General features: G+C 32.7%; 18 protein-coding genes and 6 pseudogenes. All 24 read left to right on the forward strand.

Features of this window, described 5'->3' with window-relative positions; genetic code table 11:
• Positions 1–62: 62 nt before the first annotated feature.
• The 24 genes and pseudogenes from PWK10_RS02390 to PWK10_RS02505 all read left to right on the forward strand — a co-directional run bounded on the left by PWK10_RS02390 (position 63) and on the right by PWK10_RS02505 (position 13420).
• The gene (locus PWK10_RS02390) at positions 63–377 is read left to right on the forward strand and encodes a hypothetical protein (protein ID WP_274767266.1); all 315 of its coding nucleotides are present in this window, start codon (positions 63–65) and stop codon (positions 375–377) included.
• A 136-nt stretch (positions 378–513) separates the two neighbouring features.
• Entirely contained in the window at positions 514–885 is a 372-nt protein-coding gene (locus PWK10_RS02395; protein ID WP_274767267.1) for a DUF6514 family protein, read from the forward strand.
• Positions 886–958: 73 nt separating this feature from the next.
• Complete coding sequence (acpS, locus tag PWK10_RS02400) at positions 959–1321, forward strand: holo-ACP synthase (protein ID WP_274767268.1); 363 nt, start codon at positions 959–961, stop codon at positions 1319–1321.
• Positions 1322–1403: 82 nt separating this feature from the next.
• A pseudogene (locus PWK10_RS02405) lies at positions 1404–2091 on the forward strand (NAD(P)H-hydrate epimerase).
• Positions 2076–2823 (forward strand): annotated as a pseudogene (locus PWK10_RS02410) (NAD(P)H-hydrate dehydratase). The pseudogenes PWK10_RS02405 and PWK10_RS02410 overlap by 16 nt, the downstream one beginning before the upstream one ends.
• A gap of 154 nt (positions 2824–2977) precedes the next feature.
• On the forward strand, positions 2978–3244 hold the full coding sequence (locus tag PWK10_RS02415; protein ID WP_274767269.1) for a hypothetical protein: 267 nt from the start codon (positions 2978–2980) through the stop codon (positions 3242–3244).
• A gap of 258 nt (positions 3245–3502) precedes the next feature.
• Positions 3503–4662: pseudogene (alr, locus tag PWK10_RS02420) on the forward strand (alanine racemase).
• A 134-nt stretch (positions 4663–4796) separates the two neighbouring features.
• Positions 4797–5120: a CopG family ribbon-helix-helix protein gene (locus PWK10_RS02425; protein ID WP_274767270.1), complete on the forward strand. Its 324-nt coding sequence runs from the start codon at positions 4797–4799 to the stop codon at positions 5118–5120.
• On the forward strand, positions 5080–5436 hold the full coding sequence (locus PWK10_RS02430; RefSeq protein ID WP_274767271.1) for a type II toxin-antitoxin system PemK/MazF family toxin: 357 nt from the start codon (positions 5080–5082) through the stop codon (positions 5434–5436). The genes PWK10_RS02425 and PWK10_RS02430 overlap by 41 nt, the downstream gene beginning before the upstream one ends.
• Positions 5437–5495: 59 nt before the next feature.
• Positions 5496–6325 (forward strand): annotated as a pseudogene (locus PWK10_RS02435) (transketolase).
• The gene (locus PWK10_RS02440) at positions 6318–7289 is read left to right on the forward strand and encodes a transketolase family protein (RefSeq protein WP_274767272.1); all 972 of its coding nucleotides are present in this window, start codon (positions 6318–6320) and stop codon (positions 7287–7289) included. The pseudogene PWK10_RS02435 and the gene PWK10_RS02440 overlap by 8 nt, the downstream one beginning before the upstream one ends.
• 56 nt (positions 7290–7345) lie before the next feature.
• Entirely contained in the window at positions 7346–7573 is a 228-nt protein-coding gene (locus PWK10_RS02445; protein ID WP_274767273.1) for a hypothetical protein, read from the forward strand.
• Positions 7574–7705: 132 nt separating this feature from the next.
• Positions 7706–8549: pseudogene (locus PWK10_RS02450) on the forward strand (YitT family protein).
• 112 nt (positions 8550–8661) lie between these two features.
• Positions 8662–9347 (forward strand): annotated as a pseudogene (gene ftsE, locus PWK10_RS02455) (cell division ATP-binding protein FtsE).
• Positions 9331–9588, forward strand: a complete 258-nt coding sequence (locus PWK10_RS02460) for a hypothetical protein (RefSeq protein ID WP_274767274.1) — start codon at positions 9331–9333, stop codon at positions 9586–9588. Before ftsE ends, PWK10_RS02460 begins: the two are co-directional and overlap by 17 nt.
• Entirely contained in the window at positions 9558–9716 is a 159-nt protein-coding gene (locus PWK10_RS02465) for a permease-like cell division protein FtsX (RefSeq protein WP_274767276.1), read from the forward strand. Before PWK10_RS02460 ends, PWK10_RS02465 begins: the two co-directional genes overlap by 31 nt.
• Before the next feature lie 178 nt (positions 9717–9894).
• Positions 9895–10221 (forward strand): FtsX-like permease family protein, encoded by a 327-nt coding sequence (locus PWK10_RS02470; protein ID WP_342455680.1) that lies wholly within the window; start codon positions 9895–9897, stop codon positions 10219–10221.
• A 21-nt stretch (positions 10222–10242) separates the two neighbouring features.
• Positions 10243–10443: a hypothetical protein gene (locus tag PWK10_RS02475; protein WP_274767277.1), complete on the forward strand. Its 201-nt coding sequence runs from the start codon at positions 10243–10245 to the stop codon at positions 10441–10443.
• 26 nt (positions 10444–10469) lie between these two features.
• The gene (locus PWK10_RS02480) at positions 10470–10781 is read left to right on the forward strand and encodes a coiled-coil domain-containing protein (RefSeq protein ID WP_274767278.1); all 312 of its coding nucleotides are present in this window, start codon (positions 10470–10472) and stop codon (positions 10779–10781) included.
• A 17-nt stretch (positions 10782–10798) separates the two neighbouring features.
• Positions 10799–11008 (forward strand): hypothetical protein, encoded by a 210-nt coding sequence (locus tag PWK10_RS02485; protein ID WP_274767279.1) that lies wholly within the window; start codon positions 10799–10801, stop codon positions 11006–11008.
• A gap of 133 nt (positions 11009–11141) precedes the next feature.
• A complete protein-coding gene (locus PWK10_RS02490) occupies positions 11142–11402 on the forward strand; it encodes a M23 family metallopeptidase (RefSeq protein WP_274767280.1) in 261 nt (86 codons plus the stop codon).
• A gap of 70 nt (positions 11403–11472) precedes the next feature.
• Positions 11473–11613 carry a hypothetical protein gene (locus PWK10_RS02495; RefSeq protein WP_274767281.1) on the forward strand — a complete coding sequence of 47 codons (141 nt, stop codon included), beginning with the start codon at positions 11473–11475 and terminating at the stop codon, positions 11611–11613.
• A 50-nt stretch (positions 11614–11663) separates the two neighbouring features.
• Positions 11664–12656 carry a S41 family peptidase gene (locus PWK10_RS02500; protein ID WP_274767282.1) on the forward strand — a complete coding sequence of 331 codons (993 nt, stop codon included), beginning with the start codon at positions 11664–11666 and terminating at the stop codon, positions 12654–12656.
• A gap of 62 nt (positions 12657–12718) precedes the next feature.
• Positions 12719–13420, forward strand: a complete 702-nt coding sequence (locus PWK10_RS02505; protein ID WP_274767283.1) for a hypothetical protein — start codon at positions 12719–12721, stop codon at positions 13418–13420.
• The last annotated feature ends 3 nt before the right edge of the window (positions 13421–13423 follow it).

The raw sequence follows: 13423 nt of genomic DNA on the forward strand, positions 1-13423 counted from the left end.
AAATCCCTCTGCTTACATTTTGTAGAGTTTTGGGCAGACTATAAAAACAGGGAGGTGACAAAATGGATAAAGATAGAACTAATGAAGTTTTTATAAGCAACACCTATCCGCCAATAGCCTTTCATGTAAACGACATAAATAACAGCAAAATTCAGCATGATTCCTATGAGGTTTATGTAGATGGTGAGTATATAGGAGAGAAAATTTTATTTGCCCAAAACGAAAAACCTGAAGATATACCTGCATATTTAACAAAAGAAGGATATAAAGATTTTCAATTCCAGATAGAAGGTAATAAAATATTTATAAATACTATTAATAGAAAAATCTCAGAAGAAATGAGAAATCACTTGGAGGTATATTTGAATATTAAATAATAAGAATGAGGAAAATTATGTTGAATAGTGTCGCATTTTATAATATTTTTTAGTTTTTTCATCCTAAATTACAACAAATTTTTAAGGGGATAAATGATAAAATTTATTCAAAAGAAAATTATGTGGGGTGGGGAGAATGCAAATTAAAACAGAGCTTTATCACTGTTATGTGGTTGATGATAATTTTAGAAACATATTGTTTAGATATTACTTAGTTGAAACCAGCAAGCTAATAAATTTTAAGGAATATTATGTTAATGTTGTTGGATATGGTGTAAGTATAACATCAGAAGAAGTAGTAGAGGAGACTGGAGAAATTTTATATGAGGAAACAATAGAATTTGTTACTCCATACAAGGAAAAAATGGTAAAGCTTATTGATGAACTTGCAAGAAATCAAGTATCGCCGATTCATTTGATTGATGTAATTGGAGAAATATGCGATAATTGGTCCTCTGACTTTGAGGAGGATTTGAAACAAAAATATATTAAATATGCAATAGCTTAAATATGGAGAATTTTCTCCATATTTTTGCTTTTGCAACAATTTATTTTATAATTTAAGTAAGGAGAAGGTGAGTATGATAATTGGGGTTGGAGTAGATATAATTGAAATAAAAAGAATCGAAAGGGCTATAGAAAGGAATAAAAGATTTTTACTAAAGATATATTCTGAAAGAGAATTAGAAGAGTTAAAGGGAAAAAATATTGAAAGCTATGCAGGTTACTTTTCAGCAAAGGAAGCCGTGTCCAAGGCTTTAGGAACAGGTATTTTAAATTTTAAGTGGACTGACATAGAAATAGTAAAGGAAAATTCAGTTCCAAAGGTTGTTTTGAATAATAATGCAAAAAAGATTTCAGAACAAAAAGGGATAAAAAGGATCCATATATCGATATCACATTCTAGAGAATATGCTACTGCTTTTGCAGTTGCGGAGGGATAAGATGAAGGTTGTTAATGCAAATGAGATGAGGGAAATAGATAAAAGGGCAATAGAAAAATATAAAATACCTGGGATTATATTAATGGAAAATGCAGCTTATGGTCTTTTGGAGGAAATAGAAAGATTAAATGGAAAAAGAATAACAATTGTTTGTGGAACGGGTAATAATGGTGGAGATGGTTTTGCCCTTGCAAGACTTTTACTTATAAGAGGTTATGATGTAGAAGTTTTTGTTTTCCAGACCTTGAAAAGGTAAAAGGGGATGCTAGGATAAATTTAGATATTTTATTAAATATGGGGATAAAAATTTATAATGATTTAAACAAACTGGAAAATAGCATACGATATTCTGACGTTATTGTAGATGCTCTTTTAGGAACAGGACTATCAGGAGATGTTAAAGAGGAATTAAAAAAGTTATTGATGCCATTAATAAAGGTAGGTTGAAACTTTCAGTGGATATCCCATCAGGAATAAATAGCGATACAGGAAGTATTATGGGAACTTGTGTATTTGCAGATATTACAGTAACTTTTGAATGCTTAAAATTAGGCCATATCCTATTAGAAGGTAAAGAAGCCTCTGGAAAGGTTATAGTTAAAAAAATTGGTATTCCTGTTAGTTGTATTGAAGAGCAAAGTATTAAAATATTTACAAGTGATAAAGAATATCCAATATCTCTAATTAAAAAAGAAGGTTGGATACTAATAAAGGTGATTATGGAAAGGTTGCAATTATTGGTGGTAATTATAAAATGTCAGGAGCCATAATACTTGCTTTAAAGTCTGCCTTGAGAAGTGGTGCAGGACTTGTTTACGGGGTTTTTCCAAAAACTATTTTGGATAGAGTAGGGGCATTAGTTACAGAGGCAGTATATTTTCCATGTGAAGAGAAACATGAACATATATTTTTAGACGATTACAGTTTAAATATTTTATTTCAAAAGTCAAGTGCTATTGGATTTGGAGTTGGCATAGGGAACTTTGATGAACTTTTACATCCACTTCAATATATTTTAGAACATTATGAAGGCCCTTTAGTGATTGATGCGGATGGACTTAACGTCCTATCAAGAAATAAAACTATATTAAAATCGGCAAAATCTAAAGTTATATTAACTCCACACCCAGGTGAAATGGCAAGATTAACTGGTTATGATATCGATTATATAAACAAAAATAGGATAAATGTAGCAAAAAGTTTTGCAAAGGAGTATAATTCAATTGTTCTTTTAAAAGGCTCTAGCACTAGTTGTTACTGATGGAGAGCTTATATATATAAATAGAACTGGTAATCCTGGTATGGCAACGGCAGGAAGTGGAGATGTGTTAACTGGAGTTTTAGTTTCACTTTTAGGGCAGGGATATAGTCCCTTTGAAGCTGCAATATTAGGTAGTTTTATTCATGGAATATCTGGAGACAGGGCATATCAGAAGCATGGCTATGGATTAACGGCTATGGATTTGGTTGATAATTTGGGATTTTTATTTAAAAAGACATAGGCAGTATAAAATTAGAATAATATTTTATTGAAATAAGATTTATGGTGATTTTGTGTTCTATAAAAAAGTTATCTTTTTGGTTATAATTATTTTTGTTTTTTACATCTTGTTCGAGAAAAATTGCCTATGAAGACGTAAAAAGAGATTACAAGATATGAAAAGCTATGCAACACAAGCAGATATAGATATATATGGTAACAAAGGTGTATCACATTATAAAGTGGTTCAGTATTTTAAAGAACCCAATCTTATTAGAATTGAAACAATTGTTCCATCCTTTTTGAAGGGGAAAATATTGGTATATGATGGAAAAAGATATACAATCTACCACCCGATAATTGAACAAAGGTATTTTCTTGAAAATTTAAAAGATGATGATGTTTTTATATTTTTAGGGGTTATCGACAAAAGGATTTTTTAAAGGAAAATTCGATCTTTAGCAGTAAAAGGGTTGATGGAAAAGAATATATTACGATAAAAAGTGAGCTTGATGAATCGAGTGCTTATCGTAAATATGTAGAGATATATTTTAATTCTGTAAATTTAATACCTGAGATAATGACCTTTTATGATGAAAAGGAAAACATAAGGGTAAATATCGTTTACAAAGAGTTTAAATATAATCCTACAATTCAAGAGGGGTTATTTAAAATACAATAGACAAAGCAGGGGGAAGGGTATGTTTGACAACGTAAGACCATATTATGCAGAAATAAACCTTGATAATTTTAGGCATAACTTCAGGGAGGTTAAAAGGTTAGTTAAGGACAGAAAAATATTTGGAGTTATTAAAGCAGATGGATATGGACATGGTGCTGTGGAACTTGCAAGGGTTTTAGAAGAGGAAGGTGCTGACTTTTTGCAGTTGCAGTAATAACAGAGGCCATTGAACTTAGAAAAAATGGCTTTAAAAGGCCTATTTTAGTTATGGGATTTACACCTCCAACCTTTGCAAAAGAAATTGTAGAGTATGATATTACACAGGCAGTATTCAGTTTTGAGTTAGCAAAGGCATTATCAGATGAGGCTGTAAAGCAAAATAAAGTGGCAAAGATTCATATTAAGATTGACACAGGAATGGGAAGAGTAGGGTTTATTCCTAACGAAAAGGCTTTAGATGAGATAGAAAAAATTAATAATCTGCCCAACTTAAAATTAGAAGGAATTTTTAGTCATTTTTCATCCGCAGATGAAAAGGATAAGTCCTTTACTAATTTGCAACTAGATCGTTTCATAAAGACCATAAAAGCTTTAGAGGAAAGAGGTATTACATTTGAATTAAAGCATCTAGCTAATAGTGCCGGGATTATAGATGTAGAGGAGGCTTATTTTGATGCCGTAAGGCCGGGAATTATGCTTTATGGTTATTATCCTTCAAATGAAGTTGATGTTAATAGGGTTGATCTAAAGCCTGTAATGACGTTAAAGGCTAAAATTGTTCATGTCAAAGAAGTTGATAAAGGAACTCCAATAAGCTATGGTAGAAGGTTTATTACAGAAAGAAGAAGTAAGATTGCTACACTACCCTTTGGATATGCTGATGGGTTTACAAGGCTATTTTTTCAAAAGGCACAAGTTATAGTAAACGGTGTTCTTGTTCCTGTCGTAGGTAGAATATGTATGGACCAATGCATGATAGATGTAACTGATTGTGGAAATGTTAATGTAGGTGATGAAGTGATCATTATGGGGAATTTTAATGAAATTAAAAACGATGCAGATGTATTAGCTCAAAGGCTTGGAACAATAAGTTATGAAATTTTATGCATGGTTTCAAAGCGTGTTCCAAGGGTTTATGTTGAGAAGGGGAAAATAGTAAAAATAAAAAATTATGTGTGACATAATTTTATAATAACATGGAAACAATGTTAAAGAGGTATAAATATTTCTACTTGTGGCAATTATAAAGTAGTGTTATAATAAAGTGAGTATTTATAAGATACATAGGTTAATTGTTTTTAGGAGGTAATACGATGGCAAATAATAAAAAGATCCTAATTAGCCTCCCTGAATATTTGCTAGATGAATTAGATGAATTTGTAAATATAAATACCTTCAAAAATAGAAGCCAATTAATAAGAGAAGCAATCATATCATATATAAAGGAGCGCAAGAGAATAGAAATGATTGAAGCTATGAAAAATGGTTATGTTGAAATGGGAAAAATAAATATAGAGCTTGCAGAATGTGGTATTACTTTAGAATGTGAAGAATTAGCCGAATATGAAGCAAGTTTGGCGGAGAGTGATAATTCAAATGGCTCAACCGGTGAAAAGAGGAGATATATTTTATGCTGATTTGAGCCCAGTTGTTGGCTCGGAACAAGGCGGGGTAAGGCCTGTTCTTGTTATACAAAACGATATTGGAAATAAATATAGTCCGGCGGTCATCGTTGCTGCTATAACATCTCAAATTAATAAGGCTAAATTGCCGACACATGTAGAGATTAGTAGCGATGAGTATGGTTTAAATAAGGATTCTGTTATTTTGCTTGAACAGATACGAACGATAGATAAAAGGCGCTTAAGGGACAAACTTGGTCATATTAGTGATGAAATGATGAAACAGGTGGATTATGCCCTTAAGATAAGTTTAGGGCTTGTTGATATATAGGGCACTTAAGATTATTCTTAAGTGCCTATCAATATGTAAAATTATACCAGGGAGGGAAGATGATGAGAGATATCCAAAAGCTTAAGGAAATAGCAGTAACCTTAAGAAAAGACATCATTAAAATGCTTACAGAATCAGCATCCGGTCATCCAGGAGGTTCATTATCAGCAGTAGAAATATTGACTGCTCTTTATTTTAGTGAAATGAGGGTGGATCCTAATAACCCAAGATGGGAGGATAGGGATAGATTTGTATTATGCAAAGGACATGCGGCACCTGTTCTTTATGCTACCCTCGCAGAAAAGGGATTTTTGATAAGTCCCATCTAATGACATTAAGGAAATTAGGATCAATACTACAAGGACATCCTAATATGAATGATACACCAGGTGTAGATATGTCAACAGGGTCATTAGGTCAGGGGCTATCGGTTGCTAATGGTATGGCTCTTGCAGCAAAGCTCGATAATAAGGATTATAGAGTTTATGCACTATTAGGTGATGGAGAAATAGAAGAAGGACAGGTTTGGGAAGCTGCAATGACAGCTGCTCACTATAAACTTGATAATTTAACAGCCTTTTTAGATCACAATGGCTTACAAATAGATGGTCAAGTTACTGAAGTAATGAACGTAGAGCCGGTTGATGAAAAGTTTAAAGCCTTTGGATGGCATGTTATTGTAATTGATGGACATAATTTTGAAGAGATATTTAAGGCTATTGATGAAGCAAAGTCAGTAAAAGGAAAACCTACAATGATTATAGCAAACACTATAAAGGGAAAAGGCGTATCATTTATGGAAAACGCTGTAGGTTGGCATGGAACAGCACCAAGCAAAGAACAATGCGAAAAGGCTTTAGCTGAACTTGGAGGTGAAAACAATGCCTAATTTAGCAACTAGAGAGGCTTACGGTAAAGCTCTTGTAGAACTTGGAAAGGAAAATAGAAATGTAGTTGTTCTTGATGCAGACCTTTCTAAATCTACAAAAACTGCTGATTTTGCAAAGGTTTTTCCAGAAAGATTTTTTAATATAGGTATAGCAGAGGCAGACCTTATGGGAACTGCGGCAGGACTTGCAACATGCGGTAAAATTCCATTTGCCAGCACCTTTGCAGTATTTGCAACAGGAAGAGCCTTTGAACAGATAAGAAATTCAATATGTTATCCTAATTTAAACGTTAAGATTGCAGCAACACATGCCGGTATAACAGTAGGAGAGGATGGAGCATCCCATCAATCTATAGAGGATATATCTCTTATGAGAACAATTCCAAATATGACTGTTATTGTTCCATGCGATGATGTTGAAACAATGGCAGCAATAAAGGCTGCAGCAGAATACGTTGGACCTGTTTACATTAGACTTGGACGTTCATCAGTTCCAACAATCAATGATGAACATACATATAAATTCGAAATAGGAAAGGTAGTTAAATTAAGAGAAGGTAAAGATGTAACGATTTTTGCAACAGGAATTATGGTGAGTGAGGCTCTGAAGGCTTATGAAATGCTAAAGGAAAAAGGCTTTGAAGCTGAAGTTATAAATATCCATACGATAAAACCAATCGATGCTAAGGCAATAGTTGAATCGGTAGCTAAAACAGGCTGCGCTGTAACATGCGAAGAACACAATATTATAGGTGGTCTTGGAAGTGCTGTTTGTGAAGTTCTTGCTGAAAACAAACCTGCACCAGTTGTTAGGGTTGGAGTTAAGGATACATTTGGCGAATCAGGAAAGCCAGCAGAACTTATGAAACATTATGGTCTTACTGCAGAAAATATAGTAGAGGCCGCTTTAAAGGCGATGAGCAAAAGTAGTATTCCGGGGTTTTCCCGGATTTTTTGTCGATAAGCTAGTTGTTTAACTTATAAAAATATGGTATATCTATAATAACGGGGGATGAATAAATGAAAAAAATAAGATTATTCATTAACGACGCTTTAAAAGCTATGGGAATAGGGTTTGCTATATCATTAATAATTTTGTCTATTTCCTGGGCAATATGTTTTATTGTGTATAAAGGCAATACATTTTTAGTGTTTAATGGTGTCAAAAATTCTCTTTATTATATAGGTATTTTAATACTCTTTTTAAGTGCAGCTTTTTTATTCAGAGGGATGCTACAAGGCCGTTAAATTATGAAGATGAATGGAAAAAGCATTTTAAGGTTTTAAATCTTGGATTTGTTATATTGTTTATTGGAATTGCTATTAACGTTGCTGGAATGGTAATTCAAAATATAATAGAAAAGTGAAGGAGGGACAGCTTTGAAGAAAATTAAGGAATATATTTTAATAACAATAGGATTAGTTTTTGTAGCAGCAGGTATTGAATATTTTTGGTGCCTAATGATTTGGCTGCAGGTGGAGTTAGCGGTCTTGCTATTGTTATAAATTATTATTTTCCATCTATATCCGTTGGAACCTTTATGCTTGCTGCAAATATAATATTATTTATTGTAGCATTTATATTGATTGGACCAAGCTTTGGAGCGAAGACCATTTATGCAAGCTTGGGATTGTCTGGAATTATATGGGTTATGGAAAAATTTTTCCCTATAGCAAAGCCTCTTACAAATAATCTCCTTTTAGAACTTATATATGGCATTTTAATTTCCGGAGTTGGTATGGGAATTGTTTTTAACCAGAATGCTTCAACAGGTGGAACTGATATCATAGCTAAAATTTTAAATAAGTTTTTCCATTTTAACATTGGAAAAGCACTTTTAATTTCAGATTTAGTTGTAACTTTAGGTGCTTTAATAACCTTTGGTGCTGAAAAGGGTATGTATGCTCTTTTAGGTGTTATACTAAGCGGTGCAGTAATAGATGAGGTGATACAGGGTATTAATACTGTAAAGGAAGTTAAAATAATAAGCAGCAAGAATGAAGAAATCAAAAATTCATATTAGATGAATTAGGAAGAGGAGTTACAATATATTATGCCCGTGGAGGTTTTACAAATGAAGAAAAGGATATGCTGGTTGTCCTACTAAGTAGAAGAGAATTTATTCGGCTTAGGGAGTTTATAAAAGATATCGATGAAAGAGCCTTTATAACTGTAAGCAATGTCCATGAGGTCTTTGGAGAGGGATTTAAAAGCTTTGATTAATGCTCCGACACAAAATTTTGGTGTCGGAATTTTTTGTTGCAAATTGTTAAATAACAAAATATTTTGTGTTATAATACATGTAGGACAAAAGTCGAAGCAAGGAGATGTGTGTATGATAGAGTTTAAGAATGTTTCAAAGGTATATGGAAATAATCATATAGCACTTTCAAATATAAACTTAAATATTAAAAAGGGAGAATTCGTATTTTTAGTTGGGCCAAGTGGAGCAGGCAAAACAACATTTATTAAGCTTTTGTTAAAAGAAATTGAACCGACAAACGGTGAAATTATTGTAAATGGAACTGATATTACACAGCTTAAAAGAAAAAAGATACCTTATTATAGAAGAAGCATTGGGGTGGTTTTCCAAGATTTTAGACTTTTATCGGACAAGACTATTTATGAAAATATAGCCTTTGCTATGGAGATTGCTGATGCAAGCTCAAAGGATATAAAAAGAAGGGTTCCGCAGCTTTTAGCTCTGGTAGGTTTAATTAATAAAGAAAAACTCTATCCTCATCAATTATCCGGCGGTGAGCAACAAAGGGTTGCTATTGCAAGGGCCCTTGCGAATAACCCAAGTTTAATTATTTGTGATGAGCCAACGGGAAATCTTGATCCGGATAATTCATGGGCGATAATGGAGCTTTTGAATGAGATAAACAAAAGTGGGACAACCATTGTTATGGTAACCCATGCCAAGGATATAGTTGATAAAATGAAAAAAGGGTAATTGCACTTGAAAAGGGAGTTATAATCAGAGACGAACAAAGGGGCGTTTATGGATATGAAGATTAAAAGGATTAAATATTATTTTATAGAAAGCATTAAAAATTTAGCAAGAAACAGGGTAATGGTTGTTGCATCAATAGGAACCGTTGCAGCATCACTATTTATATTAGGTATATTTCTTATATTAGCTTTAAATGTCAATAATGCAGCTGAAAGCATAGGAAAGACTTTAGAAATAAAGGTGTATTTAAAGGATGAAGTAACTACCCTAAAAGGATGGAAATTGAAAGAGATATTAAAAATATAAAAGGTGTAACTGAAGTGGTTTATATCTCAAAGGAACAGGCATTAGAGGATTTAAAGAAAAAGCTTGGTGAAAACAAAGCTATTGCAGAGGGATTTGAAATGGATAATCCTCTGCCACAATCTTTGTAATCAAAGTTGAAAAACCCGAACTTATATCAAAGGTATCATATGAAATATCAAAATTAGATGGTATTGAAAAGATATATGATGGGAAAGGCATAGTTGAAAAATTAATTAAATTTACCAACATAGTAAGAGTTGCAAGCTATTTTCTTATGGGAATCCTTGCAATAATTTCGGCCTTTTAATATCAAATACAATAAAACTTGCTGTTTATGCAAGAAGACGTGAAATAAGTATAATGAAATATTTAGGGGCAACCGATTGGTTTATAAAGTGGCCTTTTGTAATCGAAGGAATTTTATTAGGACTTTTAGGGTCTGTATTGTCAATTTTAGTTTTGTTTTTCTCATACCAATACTTAACAAACAATGTATCTTTGAATTTACTTTTATTTAATTTTGTTTCAGCTCAAAGCCTTTTATCTTTTGTATTACAAAAATTTATCCTAATGGGAGCATTGATTGGAGGTTTTGGAAGTTATTTAGCAGTTAAAAGATACCTTGTTTTATAAAATTCCGATGGGGGTTCGAAAGTGCACAAAAGAATAGCCAGCTTTTTATTGTTAACAATACTTTTAGGCACATTGGCTGTTAGAGCAGATGAGCTTACAAACAAAAAGAAACAATTGAATGAAGTAAAATCAAATATTAAGGAATTGAAGAGTAAAATTGAAGAAATAAAGGACGAAAAAGAAGATGTAATCCAAAAATTAAAGAATATGAAAATAAAGTAACAAGAATTCAAAATGAAATAGAGGATTTGAATGATAAAATTAAATCAAAGAAGGATGAAATAGAAACAACCAATAAAGAACTTGAAAAGGCAATTGAGGATTTTGAAACAGAAAAGGACCTTTATGCAAAAAGGCTTAGGGCTTTGTATATAGAAGGTAATGTAGGCTATATTGATGTTCTTTTAGCATCTGAAAGTTTTTCCGATTTTATTTCGCAGTATGAGATTTTTAACAGGATTATTGAATACGATAAAAATCTTTTAAAGGAAATGAAGGAAAAGCAGGAGGATATAAAGGCTAAAAGGAAAGACTTGAAAGTCAAAAGAAGCAGCTTTTAGTCCTTCAGCAGAACCAGATGAATAAAAAATATGAACTTGCCCAGGCAACAGAAGAGCAAAAGAGCTACTATAAAAAACTAGAAGCAAATCAAAATGAACTTGAAAGATTGCTTGATGAAGAACTTAGAGAGTCTAAAAGACTTGAAGCACAAATTAGAGAGCTTCAGGCAAAACTTGCCCAAAGAAATGGGGATCCAAATCATATTCTGGGTCTAAAACAGGAATAATAAAGGTGAGCGACATAGGTTATATGCCTAAGGTTACATCATATTTTGGCAATAGATTTCATCCGATCTTAAAAAATGGAAAATGCATACAGGGATAGACATTGGTATTCCAAGTGGGACTCCCATTTATGCTATGTCTGATGGGGAAGTAATTATTGCCCAATATCTTAATGGCTATGGATATACAGTTGTTATTGACCATGGTGGAGGAGTTACATCCCTCTATGCCCATCTATCGAAAATTCTTGTAAAGGAAGGTCAGGAAGTAGAAAAAGGACAAATGATTGCAAAATCCGGAAGCACAGGTTATTCAACAGGACCGCATCTTCATTTTGAAGTGAGAATAAATGGGGATCCTGTAAATCCTGAACCTTATTATATCGTTGGACAATAATTTGCCGTTATAAAAACATATAATAAATAATATAATAACAAAAGAAGACTTGACTTTCGAGGTGTTAATTATGAATAAAAATATAAAGTTAAAAAATGCTATAATTGCCATCATAATAACTAATTTAATAACTGTATCCCTTGTTGTGCTTTTACCCATACCATTTTTGGTGGAAAAAGACTTATTTCAAAGGATCTATATGATTTTATAAAAAGGTATGATAAACTTTTAAAAGTTGAGAATCTTATAAAAAACAATTATGTGGATAAAAAGACGATAGATGAGAATAAGTTGATTGAAGGTGCTATAAATGGGATGGTTGATTCAATTGGAGATCCGTATACAGTTTATTTAGATAAACAGCAATTTGAGGATCTTTTAACACAAACCAGAGGAAGCTATGGTGGCGTTGGAATAGTTGTAGGGGAAAAAGAGGGGAAATTGACAGTTATAGCTCCTATTGAAGATAGTCCTGCTGAAAAGGCAGGTATTAAGGCAGGAGATATAATATTAAAGGTTGATGGAAAAGAAATTTCAGCAAAGGAACTTGAAAAGGCCGTTTCAATGATGAGGGGCAAGGAAGGAACAAAAGTTATTCTAACTATTTTTAGAGAAGGAAAAGGAGTAAAGGACTACGAGCTTACAAGATCTATAATTGTTTTAAAAACAGTAAAAAGCCAAGTTTTAAAGGGAGATATAGGATATATAAGGATAACTTCCTTTGATGAAAATACTGCTGATGAGTTTGAAAAGGCCTTTGAAAAATTACAAAAACAAAACATAAAGGGACTTGTGCTTGATTTAAGGGATAATCCCGGTGGACTTTTAGATACATCAGTTGCCATTGCAGATATGATATTACCACAAGGAACAATAGTTTATACGATAGATACCAATGGCAAAAAGGATGTTTGGAAATCAGATCCTCAAAATATAAATATGCCTTTAGTCGTATTAGTAAATGAGGGAAGTGCAAGTGCATCTGAAATTTTATCAGGAGCAATTAGAGATTTTAAAGCAGGAACATTAATTGGGACTAAAACCTTTGGTAAGGGCCTTGTTCAAAATATTATCGACCTTAAGGATGGAACAGGGCTTAAGGTTACAATTGCTAGATATTATACTCCATCAGGAGAGTGTATTCAAGGAAAGGGCATTATGCCTGATATAGTTTATGATTTACCTAAGGAATTGAAGGATAAACAGTTGCCAATTGATGAGGATCCACAAATAAAAAGGCAATTGAAGTGTTGATGTCTAAAATATGATGGGTGTCATTAAGGCACCCGCTTATTAATATTCATGGGAGGTTATATATGGGTTTATTAACATTGATTAACTTTGCCATTAAGGCCTATGCACAGGGGGTTGTTGGCTTCTTATTTCAACCGATTGCATGGATATTTTTATTTATTTTGTATATTCAGTATAAAAGAATGTATGCACTACAAAGGGAAGTTTATTATGGAGACTTTAAATATAGCGTTAAGGATATGATGACGACTGCAATATTAGCCGGGCTTTTAGCCGGATTAGTTGCAAATATATTGATAACGTTAGTAGGAATTACATTTTCAAATAGTGTAGGACTGCAGATAGTTGTTTTAATTTCACTGCTTCTTTTGGCTATAAATCCAAGGTATGTATGTTTGTCATATTCAGGAGGATTATATAGTTTATTTTTATTAATAAGTCTAGGCTTAATTCAAAAGGGCATAATAAAATCTAATATATTTATAGAAATAATAAACTTAATAAAAATAGATATTCCATCGTTATTAGCTATCGTGGGGATAATGCATTTTATAGAAGCTATTTTAATGTGGTTTGATGGACATAGGGCAGCTATTCCTGCATTTATAAAAGGGATGGGGAAATTACAGGAATATATGTCCTTCAAAGGTTTTGGCCGATTCCGCTTATTTTTTCTTTTTAACTGCTGGTCCTATTCCTCAAGGGGATTTAATTACAACGCCCGATTGGTGGCCTTTAATAAAGCCCACATTAACAAACATTGACGT

The sequence above is a fragment of the Caloramator sp. Dgby_cultured_2 genome, from assembly GCF_028872215.1.
In the GTDB taxonomy this organism is placed as follows: Bacteria; Bacillota; Clostridia; order Clostridiales; family Caloramatoraceae; genus Caloramator; species Caloramator australicus.

Excerpts from the sequence above, each read along its gene's own strand:
- PWK10_RS02440 (WP_274767272.1), top strand. The coding sequence starts at position 6,318 with ATGCCTAATTTAGCAACTAGAGAGGCTTACGGTAAAGCTCTTGTAGAA.
- PWK10_RS02390 (WP_274767266.1), top strand. The coding sequence starts at position 63 with ATGGATAAAGATAGAACTAATGAAGTTTTTATAAGCAACACCTATCCG.
- PWK10_RS02445 (WP_274767273.1), top strand. The coding sequence starts at position 7,346 with ATGAAAAAAATAAGATTATTCATTAACGACGCTTTAAAAGCTATGGGA.
- PWK10_RS02490 (WP_274767280.1), top strand. The coding sequence starts at position 11,142 with ATGTCTGATGGGGAAGTAATTATTGCCCAATATCTTAATGGCTATGGA.
- PWK10_RS02505 (WP_274767283.1), top strand. The coding sequence starts at position 12,719 with ATGGGTTTATTAACATTGATTAACTTTGCCATTAAGGCCTATGCACAG.
- PWK10_RS02395 (WP_274767267.1), top strand. The coding sequence starts at position 514 with ATGCAAATTAAAACAGAGCTTTATCACTGTTATGTGGTTGATGATAAT.
- PWK10_RS02430 (WP_274767271.1), top strand. The coding sequence starts at position 5,080 with ATGGCTCAACCGGTGAAAAGAGGAGATATATTTTATGCTGATTTGAGC.
- PWK10_RS02415 (WP_274767269.1), top strand. The coding sequence starts at position 2,978 with ATGAAAAGCTATGCAACACAAGCAGATATAGATATATATGGTAACAAA.
- PWK10_RS02495 (WP_274767281.1), top strand. The coding sequence starts at position 11,473 with ATGAATAAAAATATAAAGTTAAAAAATGCTATAATTGCCATCATAATA.
- PWK10_RS02460 (WP_274767274.1), top strand. The coding sequence starts at position 9,331 with ATGGATATGAAGATTAAAAGGATTAAATATTATTTTATAGAAAGCATT.
- PWK10_RS02485 (WP_274767279.1), top strand. The coding sequence starts at position 10,799 with ATGAATAAAAAATATGAACTTGCCCAGGCAACAGAAGAGCAAAAGAGC.
- PWK10_RS02425 (WP_274767270.1), top strand. The coding sequence starts at position 4,797 with ATGGCAAATAATAAAAAGATCCTAATTAGCCTCCCTGAATATTTGCTA.
- PWK10_RS02465 (WP_274767276.1), top strand. The coding sequence starts at position 9,558 with ATGGAAATTGAAAGAGATATTAAAAATATAAAAGGTGTAACTGAAGTG.
- acpS (WP_274767268.1), top strand. The coding sequence starts at position 959 with ATGATAATTGGGGTTGGAGTAGATATAATTGAAATAAAAAGAATCGAA.